The organism is Paradesulfitobacterium ferrireducens (assembly GCF_017310645.1).
GTDB classification, from domain to species: Bacteria; Bacillota; Desulfitobacteriia; order Desulfitobacteriales; family Desulfitobacteriaceae; genus Paradesulfitobacterium; species Paradesulfitobacterium ferrireducens.
This window is the reverse complement of the sequence record NZ_JAFLRH010000002.1, coordinates 112,501-137,090: the sequence shown is the minus strand read 5'-3', so window position 1 is coordinate 137,090 and position 24,590 is coordinate 112,501. Positions and strand designations below refer to the sequence as shown.

The 24,590-nt window shown below is 52.9% G+C and carries 19 protein-coding genes; all 19 read right to left on the bottom strand.

Annotated elements, in window-relative coordinates:
* Window positions 1-2: 2 nt before the first annotated feature.
* The gene (locus J0X21_RS00770) at window positions 3-1,430 is read right to left on the bottom strand and encodes a trimethylamine methyltransferase family protein (protein ID WP_206808726.1); all 1,428 of its coding nucleotides are present in this window, start codon (window positions 1,428-1,430) and stop codon (window positions 3-5) included.
* A gap of 80 nt (window positions 1,431-1,510) precedes the next feature.
* On the bottom strand, window positions 1,511-3,112 hold the full coding sequence (gene hutH / locus J0X21_RS00765; protein WP_206808718.1) for a histidine ammonia-lyase: 1,602 nt from the start codon (window positions 3,110-3,112) through the stop codon (window positions 1,511-1,513).
* On the bottom strand, window positions 3,112-4,653 hold the full coding sequence (locus J0X21_RS00760; RefSeq protein WP_206808709.1) for a trimethylamine methyltransferase family protein: 1,542 nt from the start codon (window positions 4,651-4,653) through the stop codon (window positions 3,112-3,114). The genes hutH (J0X21_RS00765) and J0X21_RS00760 overlap by 1 nt, the downstream gene beginning before the upstream one ends.
* A 323-nt stretch (window positions 4,654-4,976) precedes the next feature.
* On the bottom strand, window positions 4,977-5,918 hold the full coding sequence (gene rarD / locus J0X21_RS00755; protein WP_206808703.1) for an EamA family transporter RarD: 942 nt from the start codon (window positions 5,916-5,918) through the stop codon (window positions 4,977-4,979).
* 192 nt (window positions 5,919-6,110) lie between these two features.
* Window positions 6,111-7,862, bottom strand: coding sequence for a sigma-54 interaction domain-containing protein (locus J0X21_RS00750; protein WP_206808702.1), 1,752 nt, complete (start codon window positions 7,860-7,862; stop codon window positions 6,111-6,113).
* Window positions 7,863-8,685: 823 nt separating this feature from the next.
* A complete protein-coding gene (gene hutI / locus J0X21_RS00745) occupies window positions 8,686-9,960 on the bottom strand; it encodes an imidazolonepropionase (RefSeq protein WP_206808701.1) in 1,275 nt (424 codons plus the stop codon).
* A gap of 206 nt (window positions 9,961-10,166) precedes the next feature.
* Window positions 10,167-11,066, bottom strand: a complete 900-nt coding sequence (gene ftcD, locus J0X21_RS00740; RefSeq protein ID WP_206808700.1) for a glutamate formimidoyltransferase — start codon at window positions 11,064-11,066, stop codon at window positions 10,167-10,169.
* Window positions 11,067-11,070: 4 nt separating this feature from the next.
* On the bottom strand, window positions 11,071-13,107 hold the full coding sequence (locus tag J0X21_RS00735) for a urocanate hydratase (RefSeq protein WP_206808699.1): 2,037 nt from the start codon (window positions 13,105-13,107) through the stop codon (window positions 11,071-11,073).
* Between the two features lie 74 nt (window positions 13,108-13,181).
* Complete coding sequence (locus J0X21_RS00730; protein ID WP_206808697.1) at window positions 13,182-14,015, bottom strand: methyltetrahydrofolate cobalamin methyltransferase; 834 nt, start codon at window positions 14,013-14,015, stop codon at window positions 13,182-13,184.
* A 74-nt stretch (window positions 14,016-14,089) separates the two neighbouring features.
* Window positions 14,090-14,725, bottom strand: a complete 636-nt coding sequence (locus tag J0X21_RS00725) for a cobalamin B12-binding domain-containing protein (RefSeq protein ID WP_206808695.1) — start codon at window positions 14,723-14,725, stop codon at window positions 14,090-14,092.
* Window positions 14,726-14,809: 84 nt separating this feature from the next.
* On the bottom strand, window positions 14,810-16,387 hold the full coding sequence (gene hutH / locus J0X21_RS00720) for a histidine ammonia-lyase (protein ID WP_206808686.1): 1,578 nt from the start codon (window positions 16,385-16,387) through the stop codon (window positions 14,810-14,812).
* 14 nt (window positions 16,388-16,401) lie between these two features.
* The gene (locus tag J0X21_RS00715) at window positions 16,402-17,859 is read right to left on the bottom strand and encodes a trimethylamine methyltransferase family protein (protein ID WP_206808684.1); all 1,458 of its coding nucleotides are present in this window, start codon (window positions 17,857-17,859) and stop codon (window positions 16,402-16,404) included.
* A 24-nt stretch (window positions 17,860-17,883) separates the two neighbouring features.
* Entirely contained in the window at window positions 17,884-19,335 is a 1,452-nt protein-coding gene (locus tag J0X21_RS00710; protein WP_206808676.1) for a trimethylamine methyltransferase family protein, read from the bottom strand.
* A complete protein-coding gene (locus J0X21_RS00705; RefSeq protein ID WP_206808666.1) occupies window positions 19,328-19,618 on the bottom strand; it encodes a hypothetical protein in 291 nt (96 codons plus the stop codon). The genes J0X21_RS00710 and J0X21_RS00705 overlap by 8 nt, the downstream gene beginning before the upstream one ends.
* Complete coding sequence (locus tag J0X21_RS00700) at window positions 19,605-20,594, bottom strand: ATP-binding protein (protein WP_206808664.1); 990 nt, start codon at window positions 20,592-20,594, stop codon at window positions 19,605-19,607. Before J0X21_RS00700 ends, J0X21_RS00705 begins: the two co-directional genes overlap by 14 nt.
* 383 nt (window positions 20,595-20,977) lie before the next feature.
* Window positions 20,978-21,925: a glycine betaine ABC transporter substrate-binding protein gene (locus J0X21_RS00695; protein ID WP_206808662.1), complete on the bottom strand. Its 948-nt coding sequence runs from the start codon at window positions 21,923-21,925 to the stop codon at window positions 20,978-20,980.
* A gap of 99 nt (window positions 21,926-22,024) precedes the next feature.
* Complete coding sequence (locus tag J0X21_RS00690) at window positions 22,025-22,675, bottom strand: ABC transporter permease (protein ID WP_236005988.1); 651 nt, start codon at window positions 22,673-22,675, stop codon at window positions 22,025-22,027.
* On the bottom strand, window positions 22,676-23,797 hold the full coding sequence (locus tag J0X21_RS00685) for an ABC transporter ATP-binding protein (protein ID WP_206808660.1): 1,122 nt from the start codon (window positions 23,795-23,797) through the stop codon (window positions 22,676-22,678).
* 121 nt (window positions 23,798-23,918) lie between these two features.
* Window positions 23,919-24,572 (bottom strand): ABC transporter permease, encoded by a 654-nt coding sequence (locus J0X21_RS00680; protein WP_206808652.1) that lies wholly within the window; start codon window positions 24,570-24,572, stop codon window positions 23,919-23,921.
* Between the last annotated feature and the right edge of the window lie 18 nt (window positions 24,573-24,590).

Genomic DNA, 24,590 nt, shown 5'->3' with positions numbered 1-24,590 from the left:
CTTTAATTCACAAGTAGCGCCTCCCGCCCAAACTTATCCCGGTAATACTGAAGCAAACGCTCCTCCACTTCCCGCTTGAGCGCCGGGCGTTCGTAGGCCGCGATCCGGTTCTGCCATACCGCAGCAGCCTTGTCCACCATATAACTGCTGTAATCGCGCTCCGGCTGGAACACCTGGCGGTCACTCAACTGCGGCCGCCAAAACTCCTGCTTAAAATGTTTCATGGTGTGATCCGTGTCCAAATAATGGCTGCCCGGACCTTTTTCCTTAATCACATCCAAGGCCAGGCTCTCCTCATCTACCGTGATTCCCCGCAGAAAACGCGCGGCCATGCCGATGACATCCTCATCCAGGATCAGTTTTTCATACGAAAGAGTAAGGAAAGAATCCAGAATTCCTCCGGCATGCATGACAATGCTCGCCCGGCTGGCCAGGGAAGTGAACATGGAAAGCATGGACTCCATTCCGGCCTGGATATCCGGGGTCTTGGCGTCAGTGAGCGAGCCCCCGGTGCGCGAGGGCACCTTGTAGATACGGGCCAGCTGGGCGGTGGCATTCACTAGGAGCGACAGTTCCGGCGCACCCAAAGCGATGGCCATGGTCTGCATATCGGAAATGGTCGAGGTATTGCCGTAGACCACAGGGGTTCCGGGGCGAATGAGCTCTGCCAGGACTAACCCGGCTAAGACTTCCGCATTATTTACCACCAAGGTGCCGGCCAGGGTCACCGGACTGGTGGCCATGGCCATGCTGCAGGGCGCTACAATCACCGGCTGCCCGGCCTCAGCGAATGCAAACAGCCCTTCGATCATCTTCTCCGAGAACATTAAAGGAGAATCGGGGTTGACCGTGCCGATGGTATGACAGCCCGGCCTCCCTTCAAACACAATATCCGCTATCTCGATCGCGGCTCGCGCAATATCCGCTCCCAAAGCAAAACCCATCTGGGGCTTGTCCGAATACCAATGACCGGCCAAGACCATCCAGGCATACTTTTCAAGGGCGGAAAAAGAGGGCGCCGCAGGAATAACAATGCCGCCTCCATTGGTTCCGTAAACCGTGCTCTGGTGGATGATGCGCACCAAATGAAGGTAATCCTCTAAGTCAGCCGGCCTCCGGCCTTCTCGGGCATCCTGAATATAGACCACTCCGGCCGGCGGGGCGCACACCGTATCCTCCCCGATCCAGACCGAACGGGCCGGGTCCCGGGCCTCCAATAAAAAACGGGCAGGAGCCTGAGCCAGACTCTCTTCCACCAGCCTGGGGCTTAAGCATACGGTATTTCCCTCCACCCGGGCGCCCTTGGATCGAAACAGCTCCAGAGCCTTTTCCCCTTGGAATTCCACTCCGGTCGTTTCCAGCACGTCCAGACTGGCCCTATGAATTTCTAAAACTTCCCGCTCAGTCAGCATTTCCACCAAAGGCTTCATTTAAGCGCACACCTCTTATTATCGACAAAATCACAGCGTCAACCGGGGAATGTCTGATACTATAATCTCAATCTAAACTATCAAATTAGCTCGTCGGATTCCGCCAGCTCGATCGCCAGCCGCATCTGCTTGTTCATATAGCGGTCATCCCCAGTCGCCGGAATATCTTGTCTAACCCTATCATACACCTTCTGAGTAGCCGGAGCCAGCTTAAATCCCGGAAGCTGGGGCGCGGCACAGGCAATCCCTTGCGCGGCGCAGAGAATTTCTATGCCCAAAATCTTGAACATGTTCTTGATGACCATTTGCGATTTACGGGCGGCCCAGGTGGACATGCTGACATGGTCTTCTTGGTTGCTCTTGGTCGGAATCGAATCCGCACTGGCCGGGAAACAGAGAGTCTTATTCTCGCTCACCAACGCGGCGGCTGAACATTGGGCCAGGGTAAAGCCTGTGTTTAAGCCGACCGTGGAGCCGACCAAATTGCGCGGCAGACCGTAGCTCATGGTCGGGTCTAAAAGGCGGGCGCTGCGGCGCTCGGAAATATTTCCGATTTCGTGAATGGCCACGGTCAGGAAATCCATGGCAAAAGCCAGGTATTCCCCGTGGAAGTTGCCGCCGCTGATTCCGACATATTCCCCGTTCTCTTCCATAAACATGAGCGGGTTGTCCGTGGCGGCATTCGCTTCCCGCACCAGAATCTGCTCCACAAAGTCCAGGACATCTAAGACCGCTCCGTGCACCTGGGGCACACAGCGCATGGAGTAAGCATCCTGCACCCGCGGCTGCCACTCCCCTTCCCGGATCTCATCCTTGAGCTTAATCCTGCGCGCATTGTCTGTCGTCCATTCACTCCCGGCGAGCAAGGTGCGGATGTTGGCCGCAGCCTGGAGCTGGCCGGGGTGGTTGCGCGCTTCCTGAATGCGGGCATCGAAAGCCCCCATCTCCCCGCGCATCGCCTCCATGCTTAAAGCGCAGGCGACATCAGCCAGCTTAACGATGCGGCGGGCGTCATGAGCTGCCAGCACGGCCATGCCCAAGGTGAAGGTACAGCCGTTAATCATGCCTAAGGTGTCTTTGGCTTTCATCTCAAAAGAAGGCTCAAGTCCGGCCCGTTTCAGAGCTTCTGCGGCCGGCAGGCGCTCCCCTTGGTAAAAGGCTTCTGCTTCCGGGTGCCCGACCAAAGCCGAGACCAGGTGGGCCATCGGGGCCAAATCCCCGCTCGCTCCCACAGAGCCGAGGAGCGGCATCACCGGGTGCACGCCCCGATTCAGCATCTCCAAGAGACGGTCCACCACCTGGATGCGCACACCTGAGACCCCTTTGGCCAGAGCATTGGCGCGCATGAGCATGGTGGCGCGCACCACTTCCTCGCTGGCGGCGTCCCCGATCCCGGAACAATGGGATTCGATCATCAGCTTTTGAAAGGTATCATTTTCTTCGGGGGCAATATGAGTATCCTTCAGCTTGCCCACCCCGGAATTAAAACCGTAGATTGTGGGCGCATCCGGTTTGAGCCAATTTTTTTCGATATATTCCCGCACCCGAATCAGATGAGCGCGGGCTTCCGGAGCCAGGCGCACCTCAGGGTAAGTTTTTTCCTTTTGCCCTTGACCCCGGGCCACTTTCACCACATCTGCCAGCGTCAGGTCGCGTCCGCTTAAGGTCAGTACTTCACCCATTATCCATGCTTCCTCTCTCTGGCGACAATTTCATCAATTCTACCTAGGACCTCTGCCGGCAGCTGGGGTACCTCATGCTCGGCAAGCAGCTTTTTAACCCGCTCATTGGCGCGCTGGGCAAACGTCTTGGCCCCGGCCGCTTCCCAGGTATCAAGATTCAAGCGGTTCATGACCTGTGTTTCCAGGCGGTTTTGCCGAAAATTCTTGACCGTATGCACTTCACCCAGGAAATTGCCTCCCGGTCCGACCGCTTTGATAACATCCAAGGCCAAGGTTTCCGCGTTCACTTCAATCCCTTTAAGATAGTATTTGACATTGGCCGCGGTTTCATCGCACAGCACCAGCATTTCCATGGAGGAAATGAGCCCGATGCCGATATAGCCGGAATCATGAATCAGGTTGCCTCCGGCAAGCCCTTCGATTAACAGGTTAAACCCGGCCTCCGCCCCGGCTTGTTGGTCAAAGACATGGGCGTCGCTGCAGCCGGCGGTGGTGAAGGTTGGGAGGTTGTAGTACTGGCCGATTTTGACCAGGGAAGTGCAGCCCAAATCCCGTTCGGAGGAGCCATACGAGCAAATGGACGTTTTAAGATCCATCGGAGGGGTGCCGCCGCCATAAATAAAGGGGGCTCCCTTGCGCTTCAGCTGGTGGATCACCAAGCCGGACAACTGCTCGGCATTAGCTACGACCAGAGAACCGGCTGGAGTTACAGGCCCGGTGGCACCGCGCATGGTGGCGGGAACATAAATGAGCGGGATCTCTTTATCCGCGCAAGCCAGAAGTTTTTCCAATGCTTCCTGGGTGTGCAATAAGGGCGAAGTCGGCTCGGCGTATAAGGCCAAGAACGGCTTCTGGGCCAGCTCCCTGTCTCCGCCGGCAACGACGGAAGAGATCTCATGAATCGCGAGCAAACCTTCTTTATCGTGGGCAGTGAACACAATCGGTTTGGTCGTGTTGGTCACCATCGCCTGATATTGGTAGACATCCGAAGCCTCTTTCGGCACGTCTGAAGACAGGCCGAGCGACATCACGAAATCGATATGATCGAGGGCATCCGCCAGTTTGGCTGCGTTTTCCACGTCTTTGTTGGTGGCAATCCGGCGTTCTCCGGTTTCGATGTCAATCGTATACGGGGTGTCAGACCCGGTGCCGTAATGGATTCTGCCTTTTTCCAGAATGCAGGCAGGCTCGCCCAGGCGGTTGTACAGTGTTACGGATTTCGGCGCGGAAGCCAGCGCTTCCTGCACCATTCTTACCGGGATGCGCACCCGGGTGCCGTCGGCGTAAGCACCTGCATCTTTTAAGAGCTGAAGCGCTTCCTGTTCGTAGACTTCCACCCCAACGGTGTTTAGCACCTGCAGGGTCGCGGAATGAATTTCCGCCAGCTGATCCTCCAAGAGCAAGTTAAGCCCAACACTGGTTTGAGCAGTCATGTTGACTTTCAACATCAATTCCTCCTTAGCGCAGTTTACTGTTTTGTCCCTGATCTCGTTCCAATCGTTCCATTCTGCGGCGACACCTTTGCCGCATTTTGCATGCACAAGCTCTGCTCCTGCCTTCCCTTCCTTCCACAAAACGGACGTCAAGAGCACTAACTTAAGAATTAAGCAAAAATTATGCCAACAATCCTGCTCCGATCTTGTAAGAATTATCCTTTCAATGATTGCTAAGTTCGCTGCTTGGTTTGGAAAAATCCTTAGAACCATGCCTGTTTGAAGGAATAACCGGAGGTTTGCGCATAGATAAGAAAACACCTCTGCAAAAAGCATGCAAAAGAAAAGAGGTGCAAAGAATTTTGCACCGCAGAATTCTTTGCACCCATCTCTGCAAAAACGGCTTTGCAGCAAGGTTAATCCCGGTTAAGCTACCTCGCTGATTGACTTAACTTTTTCTCAACGCCTGAGCGCTGGAAAATGCCCGTGCGCGTAACCGAATACAGCGCGAGCGACAGCCAAATTAAACTGAAGCTGATGAGATCGATATGGGAAAAAGGCTCGCCAAACACCAGTACCCCCATCATCAGCTGCAGACTGGGAGACAGATACTGGATAAAGCCCATCGTTGACAGCGGAATGCGCTTGGTTCCATTGGCAAACCAGAACAAAGGCATGGCGGTGATGGCGCCCGATGCCAGGAGCAGCACGGTCGTCAGCCAGGGAAGATGCCCGAAAACTGCGCTGCCGTCCATTTCTTTAATCAGCAAATATCCCAAGGCCAAAGGCAGAACGCATACCGTTTCAAGGGCAAGCCCCGTGAGAGAATCCAGATTCATCAGCTTTTTGACCAGGCCGTAGAGGGCAAAGGTCACGGCCAAAGCCAAGGCCACCCAGGGAACCTGCCCGTATTCAAAGGTGATCACCGTCACCCCTGCGAGTGCAATCAACAAGGAGACGCTTTGCCAAAGATCCAAACGTTCTCTCAGCACCACCAACCCCAAAAGCACCATAAAAAAGGGGGTAATGTAATAGCCCAGGCTCGCCTCTACCACATGGCCGCTGTTTACGGACCAAATATAGGTAAACCAATTCAGGCTCACAAACAGAGAGGCGAGCAGCACGCCCCAGCGGTTGCGTTTAACCGCCAAAACCTCCCTTATCATATGCCAGCGCCCTAAAACCAATAATACGGCGCTTACAAATACGAATGACCACACGATCCTGTGGGCCAATAATTCTAGGGACGGCACCGCCTTTAAGGTCTTCCAGTAGACCGGGAGCAGTCCCCACGACCCGTAAGCCAGTATTCCATACCCCACTCCGGAAGCCAGCTGTTTTTTTGCTTGCATCTGTGTCTCTTGGCTCTTCATCTTACATTTCTCTCCTGATAGATTTTAAACGGTCTGATCACTTTTTGACCTAAAAAAATATGATGGCCGCACGTTAAACTTACGACCACCATTTAGTATAACACTTTCCCAACTGCAGTGCTATGAAAGACAAATTCACAGAAAAGTAACAACCTACTATCACAAAAACTAACACCGGTATTATAATTTTCTTTAATTCGTCGAACTTCTGAACTTTTCTGCTTCCAGCCCCAGCTTCTTAATCCGGTACTGAAGACTTTGACGCAAAATACCCAGTTCTTTGGCAGCCTTGCTCACATTGCCTTTATACTTTTTAAGAGCTTCCGTAATCAAAGCGGTCTCCGTACCCATTAAAGAGTCGTTTAGCTGAAGGCTGCCTTCTTCATTACCCTTCTTCTGGCCCAGAGCTAACTCCAGATTTTGACGCAAATACATTGGAAGATGCTCCCGGGTTAGCACTTTATCATCACCGGACATGCAAACCATACTTTCGACCGCGTTTTCCAGCTCCCTGATATTGCCGGACCACCGGTATTCTTGGAAAGCCTGAATCAGTTCCGGATCCAGCTTCTTGACTCCGTAATCCTCAGCATGCTTTTTCAGAAAATATTCCGCAAGCATCAAAATATCCTGCTTGCGTTCGCGCAAAGGCGGCAAGTAAATTGAGATTACGGACAACCGGTAAAACAAATCTTCTCTTAGCATCTGCTCCTGCAAACAAGTAAGCGGGTCGACATTGATCGAGCTGATGATGCGGCAGCGCAGAGGAATTTCCGTCACACTGCCGACCTTGCGAAAGCTTCTTTCTTGGAGAGCGCGCAAAAGCTTGGCCTGAAGTCCGATGCTCATGGAGTTAATCTCATCCAGATAAAGTGTGCCTTCGCCCACGTACTCAAAAAGACCGGTGGTCGGCACCGCTCCCGTATACGCACCTTTTACCGCTCCAAAAAGCATGGTTTCCAGCAAATTTTCCGGAATGGCGGCACAGTTTAAAGCGACAAAGGGCTGTGAACTGCGGGGGCTGCCGTTATGGATGCTCTGTACCAGCAATTCTTTCCCGGTTCCTGTTTCCCCGTAAATCAAAATGTTGGCCGAGCTGGCCATTGCCCGCTTGGCCGCTTCAATCACATTCTGAATCGCTTTGCTTTTCCCGATAATATCACCAAAGGTATAATAGGCTCCTTGTCCGGAACGGCTGCTTCCCGCTCTTTTCTTAGTGACTGCCTGCTCTTGGGCCAGCAGCTTCAAGTCTTTCTCTTCTGCCTGAGGGTCTTGAAGTTTAAGCGTGCGCGTCAGAATTTCTTTCATATGGGTAAAATCCCGGCACACGGAATAAACCCCCAGCAGCTCGTCCCCATCCAAAATCGGCACGGTCGTCGCTACGGAGTGCACCTCTTGCCCGGTACTGGTAAAATACCTTTGATAATTTTCCGCAATCGGCTCGGCTGTCTGGGAAACCCGTAAATGCTCACTGGTTTCCGGCGATTCCCGGTAAAGCTCAGTAATGTGTTTACCGACGGCATATTCCGGGTCCAGGCCTTCCAAACTCGCCAGCTCCTGATTATAGAAGGCGACATATCCGGCTGGATCAGTCACCAGTACTCCTTCGTGAATCGAGTTGAGAATGGTTTCGTAAATCTTGACCTTTTTACGCAAGGTTTCCTCCTCGCTCACAGGCCGGATACTTACCCTGTATCCGCCTTGATCAGCCGGAAGTGGATGAGCATGGAGAATAAGAAGCTGCCCTTTCCAGGCAATAATTTTCGGGTCCGTATAGGCCGGGATCGTGGACACTGGAATTCCCAACACTTTGGGCTGACTATCTATGTCTTCAAGGTAGCGTTTGGCCGCACCCGAACCAGCCTTTAAATGGAGAAAACGGTCGAAGGTAAGAACAGCTCGCTTCTGAGTATATTTCGGAGCAATACTGCGTCTGAATTTCATTTTTCATGGTCCTTTCAGTTGAATGAACAACGTGAAAACAATAATTAAAATTAAAGCCCGAAAAATGTTTAGATTAGAATCTAAAAATCTAGAATAAGTCTATATGCATATAAATTCGAGTTTTTAGGGGTAAGTTCCTGCAACTTTTGACTAGAATCGCAAAATATTTTGCGGTCGGTCCCATAAATAAAGCAAAATTTCCGGCGAGGATTGCCCGATTATATCTTTTATTTACACATTAAGAGGTGATCATAAGTAATAAAAAAGCACGGACCCCACTCCGGCAATCCGTACTTTCGTTACTTCTTCTTAAATATAAATCTTTTAAGGTGCCTATATGAGCTTAACTTAACCTTTAACTTAAACCGGCCTAACTAGTATCCCCTGAAAAGTCCATTATTCGCTTCGAATTTCCAGCTCAGTCTTTGAGTATTCTTTGGGTCAGTCTTTTCCGGCGAATAGTTCACTTAACTATTCGCCTACATCTTTAATAGAAGAATATGTTTTGTTTGACTGCGAGCGGCCTCCAAAGATTCTTAGAAGTAAAAAGCTGAAGGAATAAACCAAAGAGATTTTCTCATCCTTCGGCGAACAGCTTCACGCTGTTCGAGCATCCGGCGCGTGGTACGATTATCTCCGGTGACATGAATCTCCGGTGGAGATTCATGCCGAGGGCGATTCCACAGAGAATACTCACCGCCCGAGGATGATAATCGCCGAAGCCGCACAACACCAGAGAATCTCTTCGCGGCGAAGGATGCGGGTAATGCACCTTGGCTATTTTCATCTATCAGTGGTGCCGCATAGCGGCATGGGAGTCTGACTACTGACTCCTGTATTCTGCCGAATACACCACTTTCCCCTTCTTCACCACAGTGGCCACAGGATTATTGCCGAAATGGTAGGGCAGATAGTTCAAATTTGGAGCGTCGAGCATGAGGATATCCGCCTGCTTCCCGGCTTCCAGGCTTCCGATCCGCTCAGCCCGCCCCAGGGCATGGGCCGCATTAATGGTCGCTGCGGTCAAGGCCTCAGCCGGAGACAGCTTCAAGTAGAGGCAGCCCAGGGTCAGCACCAAAGGCATGGATTCCGTCGGAGATGAACCGGGGTTTGAATCCGTAGCTAAAGCGACCGGCACTCCGGCAGCGACCATCTCCCGAGCTCGGGCATAGGTATTTTTGGCCAAGTTAAAAGAAGTGGCTGGCAGCAGAACGGCAATCACTCCGGCTTCAGCCATTTCCTCGATCCCCCTGTCGGAAGCCTGCAGCAGGTGGTCTGCGCTGACAGCCCTTAGCCTGGCCGCCAGTTCGGCCCCTCCGGCCGCTTCCAGCTCATCGGCATGGATTTTGGGCTTAAGTCCTAGTTCCTTGGCCCGGGTCAGAATCCGCTCGCTTGTCTCCAAGCTGAACACTCCCGGCTCGCAGAACACGTCACAAAACTCAGCGATTCCCTGTTCTGCGACCTGGGGCAGCATTTGCCTGATCACCAGTTCGGTAAAATCTTCTTCGCTCATGCCGGAGGGGACCGCGTGCGCCCCCATAAAAGTCGGGACTAAGTCAAGGACTGATTCCTCATTCAGTTCCGCAATCAGCCTTAAAGCCCTGAGTTCTTGGTCCGGAGTTAAACCGTATCCGCTCTTGACTTCGGCGGTGGTCGTACCTAAGCTAAGCATGGTCTGCAGCCGTTTTTTCGTCTGCTCTTTGAGTGCTTCATCATCGGCAGCTGCCGTGGCTCTTACGGTGGAAAGGATGCCGCCGCCCTGCTTGAGAATTTCCAAATAAGGCACTCCCGCCAGTTTCAAAGGGAGCTCATTTTCCCGGGAGCCGCCGTAGAGCACATGGGTGTGGGGGTCGACAAATCCGGGGGCGACCAGCTTCCCCGACGCGTTCAGACGAACCGTCCCGGGCCCCACCCATCCGGCCTGTTCCAGCTCAGCGGTTGTCCCCACGGCCGCAATCTTATCGCCCACAATCGCCAGGGCTCCGTCTTCGATCATCCCGACCTCAGCCATCTCAGTCCCACGGGCCGGAGCTCCAGAATGCCCCCTCACCGTCGCCAAATAACTTGCCGAATGTATAAATAAATCCGCATAAGGCATAAATCTACCCCCATAATCTGCGGACTGCAGAAATAGTGAAACATTTTGACAGAGGAGCGTTAAGCGAGTGAAGTCAGCGTAGCGTTAAACGCACCGACGGTTCACATGCAGTAATACCCAGAGGTTTCGGATGCGTTAGCGAAGCTGACAAACGAGTAGCTCCGGCGTCATGGTGAACGATTCTGCAGGCCGCCGATCTGATTTGCTTAAAACCCAAATACCCTCTTCTCCAGGATCTGATCATAGGAAAAATCTTTCCCGAGCTTCAAGTAATATGAAGCCACATCCAGCATACTGTCGAGCGGGAGCAGCCCGACGATTTCGCTCCCCACCACCGGCACTCCGTAATGGGCCGCTTCAGCCTTAATATACTCCATCGCCCGGTACAGGGGAGTTGCCTGGGTATCCACCATGTTCATGGAAATCTGAACCATGCCCTGCTCAGCCAGTTCTACACCCAGCGCCTTAATATTGACGAAACCGCCGGAACTGCCGCGAATCCCTTTGGCAATTGCCTTGGCAATCTCCATGTTCGTTGTTCCCAGATTCACGTTAAACGCCACCAAAGGCGGGCGGGCTCCAATGGCAATGGCCCCGGCTTTCCCCATGATGCTCGGACCATAATCCGGTTTCCGTTCCGGGGTCTTAATACTTTCTTTAATCCCTTCGTACTGTCCCCGGCGCACTTCGGCCAGATTGCGCCGTTCCGGCCGGGTGGCTGCCCGCTCGTAAAGATAAACCGGGATCTTGAGTTCTTCCCCCACCCGTTCACCCAGCTTGCGTGCCAACTCCGCACACTCTTCCATGGTCACTTCCCGCACCGGGACAAAGGGGCAGACATCCGTCGCCCCCATGCGCGGGTGCTCACCCTGATGCTGCTCCAGATCAATCTTGTCCGCAGCCTTCACGATCAAGCGCCAGGCCGCTTCCAAGACCCCCTCCGGCTCCCCGATAAAGGTAATCACCGTCCGGTTGTGATCCGCATTGCTCGAATAATCCAGCAAAGTAACCCCCGGGACTTTCCGCACTTCCCCGACGATCTCCTCCACCACATCCAGCCGCCGGCCCTCACTGATATTAGGAATACACTCCACTACTTTAGCCATTCAATCACCATCCCATCTTCTTAAACATATCCGCAACCAATCTCTCTACCAGCTCTTCCTGCGGAATATAAGGCAGGGTAATATGCCCTTTACCTTGGTAACGCTCGTTAAATTCCATGCTGGTTTCGATCGAATGCTGATTGCGAGCCCAGGAACGGCGGGCAACTCCGCCCATCACATCCCAAAGTAAAGCTGATTTTATAATATTGTCCACCCGTTCGCTGCCGTCGAGCACCAAACCGAAACCGCCGTTGATCGCTTTCCCGATACCGACCCCGCCGCCGTTATGCAAGGCCACCAAACTCATACCCCTGGCCGCATCCCCGGCGAAGGACTGGATGGCCATGTCAGCCATGACATTGCTTCCGTCTTTGATGTTGGCGGTTTCACGGAAAGGAGAGTCCGTACCACTCACATCGTGATGGTCGCGGCCCAGCATCACCGGCCCGATTTCACCGCTGCGCACCATTTCATTAAATTTAAGGGCAATCTTCACCCGGCCCTCAGCATCCTGATACAGAATACGCGCCTGGGTGCCGACCACCAGCTTATTTTTATCCGCATCCTGAATCCAGACATAGTTGTCCCGGTCCTGGCCCCGGCGGTTGGGATCGATACAGGCCATGGCCGCTTGGTCCGTCTTGAGCAGATCATCATACTTGCCGCTTAAGCAGACCCAGCGGAAGGGGCCGTATCCGTAGTCGAACAGCTCCGGTCCCATAATGTCTTCGACATAGGACGGGAAGATAAAGCCGTCTTTTTCATCCACCCCGTTTTTGGATATTTCCTTGACTCCGGCATCAAAAATCGCCTTCATGAAAGAGTTGCCATAGTCAAAGAAATAGGTGCCGCGCTCAACCAGAATTTTTATCAGCTCAAAATGGCGCTTCAGGCTTTGATCGACCAGCTCGCGATACTTCTGGCGGTCCCGGGCCAAAAGCCGGGTGCGCTCTTCAAAGCTTACCCCCTGCGGGCAGTACCCGCCTTCATAAGCCGCATGGCAAGAGGTCTGATCGGAGAGCAAATCAATATGGATCTTGTTCTTGACCGCATATTCCAAGAGATCAACCACATTACCATGGTAAGCAATGGACATGGCCTCTTTCCTGTCCATATATTCCCTAGCCATCCGGAAAACCTCGCTTAAATCGGACGAGACCGCTTTGACCCAGCCCTGGTCATGCCTGGTCTTGATGCGGGATTCATCGACTTCCGCCACAATCCCGACCCCGTTGGCGATTTCGATGGCCTTAGGCTGGGCACCGCTCATGCCGCCCAATCCGGAAGAAATAAAAAGACGTCCTTTCAAATCCCCATCCTGAGGAATTCCAAGCTTCAGGCGTCCGGCGTTGAGCAGGGTGTTAAACGTACCGTGCACTATTCCCTGCGGCCCGATATACATCCAGCCCCCGGCGGTCATCTGGCCGTAGTTGGCTACTCCCATCTGTTCCGCCGTTTCCCAGTCTTCCTGATTGTCAAACATCCCGACCATGATGGCATTGGTAATAATCACGCGCGGGGCTTCCGGCTTAGACGGGAATAGGCCCAGGGGATGACCGGATTCCAGCACCAACGTCTGCTCATTGGTCATGATCTCCAGATACTTTTTGATCAAACGATACTGGAGCCAGTTTTGGCAGACACTGCCCGTTTCTCCGTAAGTGACAAGTTCATACGGATACAAGGCCACTTCAAAATCCAGGTTATTGTCAATCATCACCTGAAAAGCTTTGCCCTCAATACAGTTCCCCTTATATTCATCAACCGGCTTGCCGTAGATCCGCCCCTGGGGCCGAAAACGGTATGCGTAAATGCGGCCGGTAGTGCGCAACTCTTCTAAAAATTCCGGTGCCAAGGCAGCATGCAGCTCCTCGGGCACATAGCGCAGGGCATTCTTTAAGGCTGTTTTCGTCTGTTCCGGTGTCAGCTTAAACCCGCGGTCCGGTGCCCGCCGAATCCCTTGGACGAATTTAGGGTATTCGGGCAAAACCGGATCAAGCTTAACGGTCATCGCCTGGGCAATGTCTATGTTGCTGATCATTTTTTATCCCCCATTTCCCTTCAAATAAGCTCACAGCGGCCGCGCAGGGCTACTGTGAGCTAATCTTTTTTAGCTTAGGCGTACAGCCCGTTACGGTGGACGGTCAAATAGTTCATGCAGTAGGGGTCTTTGCCCAAGAGCGCCTGGGATCCATAGACAAAACCCATCATGGTTTTGTCCAGCGGATCGAGAATGTAGCTGTCCATGCCCATGGTCATGGTTTGCACCATGAACAATTGATTTAAGACCTTGCGGTTAGGCAGGCCGTACGAGATGTTGCTCAGACCGCACACCTTGTGCACGTTGGGATATTGTTTCGTGATCAGATCAACAGTCTCCAAGACTTCCAAACCGGCATTGTCCCCGGTACTGACCGGTTTCACCAAAGGATCAAAGTAAATATCATCTTCCGGCACTCCGGCCGCCGTTAAATTCTGATGCAGGGTTCTGACTACGCGCATGCGGTCATCTGCAGTCTCCGGCATGCCGGTGTCGTCCATGCACAGAGCCACCACTTTGGCTTTATATTTTTGCACGAGCGGAAGGATTTGTTCATAGCGCTCTTTTTCCGCCGTAATGGAGTTGATCATGGGCTGCCCGTATTTAGCAAGTGACAAGCCTTTTTCAATGGCCAGAGGGTTGGGGCTGTCGATGCAAAGCGGAGCTTCCACCGCTTCCTGCACCAGGTTAACCAGCCATTCCATAATTTCCACTTCATCATAGACCCGGGTGCCGCAGTTGACATCAATGTAGTTCGCTCCGGCTTCAAATTGGGCTTTCGCGATCTGCTTAATGTATTCTCCGTCTTTATTCTCAACGGCTTCTCGAATGGCCTTGCGGCTGGTATTAATCAGTTCTCCGATAATAAGCATTCGAAATACCTCCAGTTCAAAGTGTACAAGCTGCATGTCGTATTCCCATGCAGCTCATATAACTTGTGTAGTTCAAACCAATCTCATCTTCATCTGAACTTGCCTGAACCTTAGTTGGCGGTAAGCTGTTTGCACAGGTCGGTGGCCGCAGCCGCATCCGGCGCATAGCCGTCGGCGCCGATTTGTTCAGCGAAGCTTTGGGTTACAGGGGCGCCCCCGATGATAACTTTGACCCGGTCGCGCAGCCCCTCTTCCTTGAGCGCGTCAATGGTATCTTTCATGGAAAGCATGGTGGTGGTAAGCAATGCGGACATCCCGACGACATCCGGCTTATGCTCTTTCACCGCTTCTACGAATTTGGCCGGAGCAATGTCAACTCCGAGGTCAATGATTTGGAAGCCGGCGCTTTCCAGCATCATGTTCACCAGTTTTTTGCCGATGTCATGCAGATCCCCTTTCACCGTTCCAACCAGGACTTTACCGGCAGTAGGCATGTTGCTCTCGGCAATCAGGGGCTTCACCAGTTCAATCCCTGCAGCCATGGCCTTCGCGGACATCATAACCTCGGGCACGAACATATCCCCGGCTTTGAAACGTACGCCCACTACGTTCATGCCAGGCATTAAGCCGTCATTGATAATGCTGATCGGATCCACTTGATCATCAATCATCTTCTGGGTCAGGGCTTTAACTCCTGCAAAGTCTCCGGCTATCACCATTTCGGACATTTTGTTGAATTCAGCCATTGTATTTACCTCCTATTTCTTCTTCAAAATCGTTTTCAACATTTTAAAGCTATATTTAGACATAACTTAAAGATTATTCGGCATTTAGGCACTTTCTCCTACCGCAGCCAGCAATAGATTTTCGCGGATGACCTTGACTGCCGTTTCAATATCCTGATAGGCTACCCGGTCTTCTTTAAGCTTGGGTACCACCTGTCTCACGGCCTGATAGGCTTCCTGCGTGCCTGCGCCCGGCGTGCTGCCGCGCAGGTCAATTCCCTGGGCGGCACATAGAAGTTCAATTGCCAGTACATACTGGGCATTCTCCAGAATCGTACGGGCCTTGCGGGCAGCGATCGTCCCCATGCTCACATGATCTTCCTGGTTGCCCGAAGTAGGAATGGAATCCACACTGGCCGGATGGGCTAAGACTTTGTTTTCCGAGACCAAGGACGCCGCCGTATACTGGGCAATCATATACCCGGAATTCAGCCCGCCTTTCTCGGTTAAGAAGGCCGGCAAGCCGCAGCTTAACTGGGGATTGACCAAGCGCTCAATCCGGCGCTCGGAGATGTTGGCCAGCTCGGCCAAAGCAATCCCGAGAAAATCCATGGCCAAAGCCAGGGGCTGGCCGTGGAAATTCCCGCCGGAGATAACTTCCCCTTCCGACGGAAACAAGAGCGGGTTGTCGGTGACGGAGTTGATCTCGACTTCCACCACGCCCTGCACATAGCGGATGGCGTCGCGGGAAGCCCCGTGCACTTGCGGAATGCATCTCAGGGAGTACCCGTCCTGCACCCGCCCGTGCTTGGCCTCAGCTAAAATTTGACTCCCGGCGACCAACTTGCGCAAATGGGCCGCGCTTTCGCTTTGCCCCCGGTGCGGACGCACCTTTTGAATCTTCTCGTCAAACGCATCCGCGATTCCTTCCAAGGCTTCCACACTCATGGCCCCGACAATGTCGGCGGTCTCTGCCAGCCGGAGTGCGTCATTGGTAGCGAGTGAGGCAATCGCGGTCATGACCTGGGTGCCGTTGATGAGGGCCAGCCCTTCTTTGGCTTGAAGCTGAACGGCCGGAATTCCGGCTTTGTCCAGGGCGGCTTTGCCCGGCATTCTCACACCTTGGTACTCCGCTTCCCCCAAGCCCAGCATTACCAGAACCACGTGCGAGAGGGGGGCCAGGTCCCCGCTGGAGCCAACCGAACCCTTTTCCGGGACGATCGGGTGCACTCCTTTATTGAGCATTGAAATCAGGACTTCTACCACTTCCGGGCGGATGCCCGAGTACCCTTTGGTGAGCGCATTCGCCCTCAGGAGCATAATCCCGCGCACGACTTCCGTGGGCAAAGGATTGCCAACCCCGGTCGCATGGCTCATAATCAGGTTTTTCTGGAGCTGCTCCGTCTGGTCTTTATTAATCACGACATTGCTGAACTTGCCGAAGCCGGTGGTAATTCCGTATACGACCTTTTTCTCTTCAAGCAGGGTCCGGACCATTTGATAGGAAATTTCCATGTTGATCGCACCCTGGGAGCTCAGCTCGACCTTCGCTCCATGGCGGGCGACCGCAACCACATCCTCAATGGTCAGGCTGCTGCCGTCAAGGCAGACAATTTTTTTCTTCGGAGCGGGCGCTTTTCCTGCCGCTTCTTGGTTCACGAGGGTTTTTCTTACTTCCGACATGCTGCTCCCCCCACTTACTCCTTGGCACCGACGTGTACCCGCGCCTGGGCCAGTATTTCGGCAATCCGGCTTTGGACTTCCGCTGAAACAGGCTCCGGCTGATGACTTTGCATGATCGCTATTACTTTTTCCCGGGCCCGCTCCGCCATGGTCTTGCTGCCCAAAGCGGCCCAGTTCTCATAGCTGTTAAAGTCGGAGAGCTCCGGCAGCCAATTCTCTTTGAAATGTTTGGCCGTATGCTCATCTCCCAGGAAATTCCCGCCCGGGCCGACCCGTTTAATCGCGTCCACAGCCAGGGACTCACGGTCGGTGGCGATTCCGTCCAGCATCCTCCGCGCCCGGCCGATCACTTCGTTATTAATGAGCAAGAATTCAAGCGAGCCGGTTAAGCCGAACTCCATATAATAAACGTCATGCATCATATTGCAGCCCTGAAGCGCACCCATCAAGGTAAACATGGTGGCTTCCATCACAGCCTGCTCGTCCGTCACTTTGGAATTGCTGCAACCCGCATAGCCCCAGGAAGGAAGCTGATAATACTGGGCCAGGTTAACCAGCCCGCCTTGGAACATGACCGCTTCCGGGGTGCCGTAGACCGCCTGCATGGTGCGCATGTCCATGGGCGAATTGCCATAGCCGTAAATAAACGGGGCTCCCGGAGCTTTCAACTGGTGAATCACCAGGCCGCTCAAAGCTTCCGCATTGGCCTGCACCAAAGCTCCCCCAACGGTCGTCGGCACTGAGGCCCCCGCCACCCCGCCGCAGGCGAAGTTGGTCGGCACTCCGTGCTCGGCCGCAATCAGGAGCTTGTCAGTGGATTCCCGCGGCTGCTGCAGGGGGGATGTCGGCTCTGTATAGAGCATAAACAAGGGCTTTTGCTTTAGCTTATCTTTTCCGCCCCTGGCTGCTGCGGCCATCTCAATAATGTCTTTTAAAGTATCCCCGTCTTCCGCGATTACCACTTGCGGTTTGACGCTGTTTTGGAGCATAAGCGCATATTGTTCCCGGTTAATCATGCGTCTGTCCACATCGGACAAGAGCCCCATGGACATCACGAAATCGATCTGCGGCAGGTAGTCCACCACCCGCACCGCCTGGGCCACATCTTCCTGACGCCAGCTCCGCCGTTCCCCGGTCACGGGGTCAAGATAATTCAGGGTATCTGACCCGGTGCCGAAATAGACTTTGGAGCCCTCTAAATACATGGCCGGCTTCCCTTGGCGGTTGTATATCGTTACTCGCGAAGGTGCCGAAGCCACGGCCTTTTCCACCAGGTGGGTCGGAAAATAGACCCGGTTGCCTGCTTCCACATGCGCTCCCGCGCTGCGTAAGAGTTCTACCGCTTCTTCATGGTGAATGACCATCCCGGTCTGCTCCAAAATCTCGCAGCTGGCCCGGTGAATATCCTGTACCTGTTCCTCCGTCAGCGTCCGGAAAAACAAGCCGTTATGGTGCAAACTTCCTACTGCCATCAGTAACCCCCCTCTCCCAGTGCCTTAATTCTTTTCCGTCTCGGCGATGATCTGATCCAGCCCTTTGAGCACACTTTCCGGAAGGGGTTCCGGAGTATGCTTGGCCACGATCTCCTTGGCCAGTTCTTTGGCTTTGTCTTCCGTAGTTTTTGAGCCCTGGGCCTCCCAGTTTTGCCAGAAGAGGCGGTTAAAGGTTGCCGGAGTCCATATTTCCGAACGGAAATAATTAAAGGTATGAGGATGGGTGACATAGTTGCCGCCGGGTCCCACTTCGTCTATGACGTCCACCGCCAGGGTGTCATGGTTGATCTTGGTGCCTGCACCCATATAGCGGGCAGCATCCATAAAATCATTGCACATGGTGAGGAAGGTCAACGATCCGGTTTTGCCGCCCTCGAGATAGCCCACATCGTGCACCAGGTTGGCCCCCATTAATTGGGCCATCAAAATCCCGGTTCCCGCTTCCATCCCGGCTTGGGCATCCGGAACCGGGGCATTGACACATCCGGCTTCCGTGAAGTTGGGAATCCCGTAGTATTGCGACAGCTGGGTCATAATCGCGTAGTTCATCATGGTTTCCGGGGAACCGTACAACGTGGTGGTGGTTTTCATATCCATCGGAGTCGCACCACCCCCAATGATAATCGGAGCGCCTTTTTGCTTCAATTGAGCCATGACGACCCCGGCCAAGGCTTCCGCATTCATAAGCACAATCGTTCCCGCTTTGGTCACCGGGGTGGTGGCGCCTGCCAGGACCCCCGGGGTATAAACCACCGGCACTCCGTATTCAAAGCAGGCAAACATCTTGCCGACACCGTCATTGGTGTGGACCAGAGGCGAGATCGGCTCCGAATATAAAATCAGGAACGGATTCTTTCTCAGTTCCTCTCTCCCACCGGCCACGAGAGCGGCCATTTCGAGCTGAGCCCGCATATTGCGCTCATCGTGGGCCGTGACGATCATCGGCTTCACGGTATTGGCAACCATCGCCTGCAGCTGATGCAAATCGCTGACTTTGGCGGTTTGATCGGAAGCGATGGCATAACTCATGACAAAATCATAGTTGGGCAGGTAATCCATAACCCGGGCTGCCAGCTCCACATCTTTTTTAGTGGAACGGCGGTATTCCCCGGTCTCAAGATCAATGGTAAAAGGCAGGTCAGAGCCCGTGCCAAAATAGGTGCGGTTGCTCTCTAACGGCATCACGCGCTCTTTCTTACGGTTGGCCACCACGATTTTGCGCGGAGCCATCCGGATTGCTTCTTCCACCAGCCAGCCCGGGATTCGGGCCCGGTTGCCGTTAACGATACAACCTGCATCTTTTAGGAGCTTGAGCGCTTCCGCGTGATCCACCTGAACCCCTGTCCGTTCTAAAACTTCCAGGGTCGCCAAGTGTATTTCTTCTAATTGGCTGTCTGTCACCCAGCGCAGCAAAGGTGTCGCTTGTTCTGTCTGATTGGAACGAAATCTAGTCATCTACTCCTGTGACCTCCTCATGCTTTAATATATGGATCGTATCGAATGAAAGAGATTTGGAAGGAAGTTGAGCTTGTGTTGCAATATTATTTGCAATTTTCGTGCCATAGTTAGAGAAGTATAGAAGCCTGATTTTTGCACCTGTAAGTTGCAGGCTGAAAGCCCGGCTGAACTGCTGTTCCGGCCAATATGCCAAATAAATATGCTTCCCGTAGTTTATCCCAAGTTCAGCGCAAGATTTCTTTGGCGCATATTTTTTTGGCGTTGCATTAATCTTTTGCACTTAAAATTTGCATCGTGATCGCGTGAGTGGGACATTTATCCGCACACAGACCGCACCCGTAGCATTTCTCCGGGTCAAATCCCACCCGGAGTATGGCTTTGCCCTTAACCAAGATTTCGTCTTCCGTGCGGTAAAAAGCACTAAAGTGGCAAGTGCGCGCGCAAATCCCACAGTGCGTGCACTTCTCCGTATCACGCTCCGCTGCGTAATTAACTACCGGAAATACCCCTTTGCTCCCTTCTTCCTGGGCCAAACGCAGGGGATAGCAGCAACAGGAACAGCAGTTGCATATCCAGGAGGGACCCTTTTCCCGCCAATCGCTGTTTACCTGGTGCATGAGCCCGGCTTTATGCGCCATCTTCACGATCTCCTTGGCTTCTTCCTTGCTCACTTCCCGGCCGTTGTTTCTGTCTGTGATCGCATCATCAAAAGCCAGGCAAGTTTCGGTCGGGCGTTCACAGTTTTCAGCTAAACGGCGGCAGTTGCAGGGAACTAGGCGAATCTCGCGCGCGGAATCTATAAACTCATCCAAATTCCCGAGCAGCTCGTAGGTCTCCGGTGCCCGCTCCACCTTTTCCCCGCGCTTTAGTTGAGCGAGATAGGGCTTCATCCCTTCTTTATATACGTCATAACACCACCGGTCCAAAGCGTCCCGCACGCTTTTGTCCAGTTCGTGATAATTTTCTCCGAATTTGCACTGGTAATCCAGCTTGTCATAGAAGTCGCCCGCAGTGTAGCGCACCTCTCCATTATGTTCTTCCCGGTTCAGCACGTGCTTGTGATAGCTATCTTCGAGCAGCTCCTCAGCCTGACTAAGCTCAATGCCCAGCTTGGCTGCAGCTTCTTTGGCATTCAGTCCCGCACCATCCATAACTATGATCAGATCGATCTCACGTTCCGTTACAAAATAAGATAAATAAGGACCGACAAATTCCGGCACCTTAAATAACTCGATAAAACGCTCAATTTTGGACATAAAAAAAGCCTTCCTTTCTTTATGAGACGAGGCAAGTGTGTGAGCCGCCGCGCCCGCAGACTAAGGTCCAGGCGGGCGCAACGGCTAATATCTTTATTAAAATTTACCCAACTTATTTCTAGAGAGGAGGTGGGCTACAGACTTAGTGAACCGCAGAGCAGAGGAGCGTCGTGAGCGCCGTCGACGATGCGTTAAGCCGCGTCACGGTTCACTTCAGGTATTACCCGAAGGTTTGACGCGGTAGCTGAGTCGACAAGCAAATAGTTCCGCCGCCTGGTACGTTAGTCTGCGGTGCAGACTAACGCCGTAGCCGCAAACCACAGAGGGTTGCTTTCGCGGCGAAGGATGCGGGTCTGTAGACCACCTACCCTTGACTAAGGGGGCTACTTAATGAGCCCTTTGCTCTTTAAGAACGCAGTGGATACTTCTTCGATGGACTTTTTGTCCACATCGACTTGTTTGTTGAGGTCAGTAATCGTAGGTGTATCCAGTACGGAGCTCAAAGCTTTCAGGTCTTTGGCCAAATCAGGATAAGCATCAACGATTTCCTGCCTTACAACCGGAGCAGCATTGTATACAGGGAAGGCTTTTTTATCATCTTGGAGAACGACCAGGTTGTCCGTGATGATACGTGGTTCCGTGGTAAAAGCTAACGCCAGGTCACCCTTTTTATTTTTCAGGGTATCGTAGTTTAAGCCCATAGCTACATCGACAATGTCTTCTTTCGGCATTTTGAAGTCATAGGTCTTTTCAAAAGCGGGAAGCCCGTCTGCTCTTTCATCCCATTCCACAAAGCTGACAAACTTGAGATGAGTACCGCTCTTCACTAAATTGACATAGTCAGAGGTGGTTTTTAAGTTATATTTGTCTGCTACTTCTTTCGGGGTCACAATGGAATAGGTATCATTTAGAGGAGCATAGTCAAGCCAGGCAATCCCGTTTTTGGCATCCCAATCTTTGATCGTCTGATAAGCCTCTTTCTCATCAAAAATCGGGTTGGCTTTCATGAGTGCCAAGATACCGGTACCGGTGTACTCCCAATACAAATCAATCTGCTTGGATTCAAGCGCAGGCCGGATTACCGCCAGCTCCCCAAGGCCCATTTTATTTTCTACAGGATACCCTTTGCTTTGCAAATACTGCAGGGTCATGGTTCCGAGCAACTGAGCCTCGGTAAAGGTTTTAGAAGAAATCTTGATGGTCGGGCCTTTTTTGGCTGTTTCTCCGCCGCCGGACTGTGTTCCGCACCCGGCTACGCCGCCCAGGGCCAGCGTAAGAATCAGGGCAGAAACAACACCGATTTGAGCCAATCTTTTCTTGAATAGTTTCATCCAGTTCAATCTCCTTCCCAATTGTGCTTAACTTTTAAGTATATCTTCTGTCTTTGCGCTGCTCCTAACCCCTCCTTCCTGCTGAATCCATTAAGTTAGTCAGTTGGCCCGGACACCGGGCGGAGTGATTTTATATTCCAAATAACTGAGCGCCCGGTCGAAGAAAATGGACATAATTGCGCCCAGCCCCGCACCGACGATCAGGTATTCCGGCATAAACAACGCCAAGCCGCCGATAATCATATTGCCCAAACCCCCTGCTCCGATCAAAGCGGCCAGGGTGCCCACACTCACGACGTATACTGTCGATGTTCTGATCCCGCTAAGGATAATCGGCATTGCCAGCGGCATTTCCACTTCCAGCAGAATTTGGCGTTGGTTCATGCCCATGCCGGCGGCCGCTTCCTTGACATCGGCACTGACTTCCAGGAGCCCGGCGATGGTATTGCGCACGATCGGGAGCAAGCTCTGAAACAGGAGCGCCACTACCGCTGGCTTAATCCCTAATCCGAGGATAGGAAGCGCGAGCGCAATCACGGCCATCCCTGGAATGGCATTGAGAATATTTAAGATATTGAGGGCCACCACCCCGAACTTGCGGTATCTGGGCCGGGTCAGCAGTACTCCCAGGGGAACGGAGATGAGAATCGCCAGCGCGACCGTAATCACTACAATCAACAGGTGGGTGAGCACGGCTTCCGGGGCTTTCTCAAAGAGGGCGATCTGGAAGCGTTCCCAGGACATCTTCATTTACTCACCCTCTCTCCGGTAAACATGGCGGCGAATATCCTTGAATGACATCACACCTTCAAGCAGCCCGTTCTTCAGCACGCCCACATACTCCGCATCATACTCCAACATGACGGACAAGGCATCCGGCAGCGGGGTGGTGGTTTGAACGAAGGCTTTGCTCCTGCGGGCGGCCAGCTTTTGCAATCCGTCGGCGTCACGGGCTGTTTCCTCTTGTTCCAGCTCTTCCCGGGTCAGGTAACCGCAAGGCTTGTCCGCTTCATTCAGAACAAAGGCCACTTCCGCCTTTTCAGCCAGCATTTTGCTTAAAGCATTCCCGATTTCTTCCGGGCGGAGACGGCAGACCGCAGGCCGGTAGGCCTCCTGCACCTGATACAGGAACAGCTTTTTCACGATCCGGTCATACCCGATAAAGTTCTCTACAAATTCATTGGCAGGGTTGGTCAGAACCTCTTCCGGAGTGCCAAACTGAACTAATTTCCCCTCGCCGAAGATGGCGATTTTGTCTCCCATTTTAATGGCTTCATTGATGTCATGGGTCACAAAAACGATGGTCTTGCGAATTTCCTTTTGCAGGCGCAAAAACTCATCCTGCAAATGGGTGCGGGCAATGGGGTCAACCGCTCCGAACGGCTCATCCATCAACATAATCGGAGGGTCAACGGCCATGGCGCGCGCCACCCCGACCCTTTGCATTTGGCCGCCGCTCAGCTGGGACGGGTATTTGCTCCTGGTCTTTTCCGGATCCAAGCCCATCATAACCAGGAGCTCGTCAACCCTGCGGACAATTTTCTCCTTGGGCCATTTATATAATCTCGGTACAATGGCGATATTTTCTGCGATCGTGCGGTGGGGCAAAAGACCAATTTGCTGAATGACGTACCCGATCCCCATGCGCAGGTGATCCGGGTCATTATTCATAACGCTTTGGCCGTTAATGGTAATGCTGCCGGCCGACGGTTCAATCATGCGGTTAATCATGCGCAGGGTCGTGCTCTTGCCGCAGCCCGACGGCCCGACAAGGACGCAGATTTCCCCTTCAGGGACGGTAAGAGTCAGGCTATCAACCGCTGGGTGGGGTTGACCCGGATATTGTTTGGTTACGTTTTTGAGCTCAATCACTCGGCATCCCCCTCTAACGAAAGTTGTTCGCCGGTCAGGATCAACCCGCCGGTATTTATACGGATGGTGCTGCATCTAAGGGAATTGTTTATAACTTTCGAATCGTTTTAGCTTGCGAATTTTACCTGCGAGCTCTCAGGCCTTTGGGGATTACCAGTTTTTCAATCCCGCCCAGAATCGTGTCTAAAGCAATGGCTATCACTGAAATAATCAGCGCGCCCATGATAATCATGGATGTATTGGACCGGACCAAGCCTTCCTGGATAAAGCGGCCGAGATTCCGTTCCCCGATGTAGGTGGCAATGGCTGCAATTCCTGTGGTCATAACCACGGTGATGCGAAAGCCGGCAAAGATGACCGGCAGTCCAAGCGGGAGCTGAATTTCCCGCATGATGCGGCCTGAACTCATGCCCATGCCTTTGGCCGCCTCAATCACATTGCGGTCGACGTTCTTAACCCCGTCATAAACATTGCGGATCAGAGGCATCATCGCATACAGCACCAAGGCCAGAAGGGCTGACTTCCTGCCCAAACCCAGCGCCGGTATGGTCACCATGATCGCGAACAAAGACAAGCTCGGAATACAGAAAATCGTATTGGCCAGAGCCATGATCCTTGCTGCCCATTTATCGCTTTTAGTCAGCAAAAGCCCAATCGGAACCCAAATTAGGAGTGAGATCACTACGGCTGACAATACCAGAGTAAAGTGATTTTCCGTATATTCCATAATCGTTCTGGTATTGCGCTGGAAGAAATCCACTAAATTGATGTCCATAATCCCACCTCGATTCGT

What these genes read in the sequence shown, in the direction of transcription:
- J0X21_RS00680 (WP_206808652.1), bottom strand. Translation starts at nt 24,572, where the DNA reads ATGGACATCAATTTAGTGGATTTCTTCCAGCGCAATACCAGAACGATT.
- J0X21_RS00725 (WP_206808695.1), bottom strand. Translation starts at nt 14,725, where the DNA reads ATGGCTGAATTCAACAAAATGTCCGAAATGGTGATAGCCGGAGACTTT.
- J0X21_RS00700 (WP_206808664.1), bottom strand. Translation starts at nt 20,594, where the DNA reads ATGTCCAAAATTGAGCGTTTTATCGAGTTATTTAAGGTGCCGGAATTT.
- J0X21_RS00710 (WP_206808676.1), bottom strand. Translation starts at nt 19,335, where the DNA reads ATGACTAGATTTCGTTCCAATCAGACAGAACAAGCGACACCTTTGCTG.
- J0X21_RS00750 (WP_206808702.1), bottom strand. Translation starts at nt 7,862, where the DNA reads ATGAAATTCAGACGCAGTATTGCTCCGAAATATACTCAGAAGCGAGCT.
- hutH (WP_206808718.1), bottom strand. Translation starts at nt 3,112, where the DNA reads ATGGGTGAAGTACTGACCTTAAGCGGACGCGACCTGACGCTGGCAGAT.
- hutH (WP_206808686.1), bottom strand. Translation starts at nt 16,387, where the DNA reads ATGTCGGAAGTAAGAAAAACCCTCGTGAACCAAGAAGCGGCAGGAAAA.
- J0X21_RS00730 (WP_206808697.1), bottom strand. Translation starts at nt 14,015, where the DNA reads ATGCAGCTTGTACACTTTGAACTGGAGGTATTTCGAATGCTTATTATC.
- J0X21_RS00715 (WP_206808684.1), bottom strand. Translation starts at nt 17,859, where the DNA reads ATGGCAGTAGGAAGTTTGCACCATAACGGCTTGTTTTTCCGGACGCTG.
- J0X21_RS00735 (WP_206808699.1), bottom strand. Translation starts at nt 13,107, where the DNA reads ATGATCAGCAACATAGACATTGCCCAGGCGATGACCGTTAAGCTTGAT.
- ftcD (WP_206808700.1), bottom strand. Translation starts at nt 11,066, where the DNA reads ATGGCTAAAGTAGTGGAGTGTATTCCTAATATCAGTGAGGGCCGGCGG.
- J0X21_RS00690 (WP_236005988.1), bottom strand. Translation starts at nt 22,675, where the DNA reads ATGAAGATGTCCTGGGAACGCTTCCAGATCGCCCTCTTTGAGAAAGCC.
- J0X21_RS00770 (WP_206808726.1), bottom strand. Translation starts at nt 1,430, where the DNA reads ATGAAGCCTTTGGTGGAAATGCTGACTGAGCGGGAAGTTTTAGAAATT.
- J0X21_RS00695 (WP_206808662.1), bottom strand. Translation starts at nt 21,925, where the DNA reads ATGAAACTATTCAAGAAAAGATTGGCTCAAATCGGTGTTGTTTCTGCC.
- rarD (WP_206808703.1), bottom strand. Translation starts at nt 5,918, where the DNA reads ATGAAGAGCCAAGAGACACAGATGCAAGCAAAAAAACAGCTGGCTTCC.
- hutI (WP_206808701.1), bottom strand. Translation starts at nt 9,960, where the DNA reads ATGCCTTATGCGGATTTATTTATACATTCGGCAAGTTATTTGGCGACG.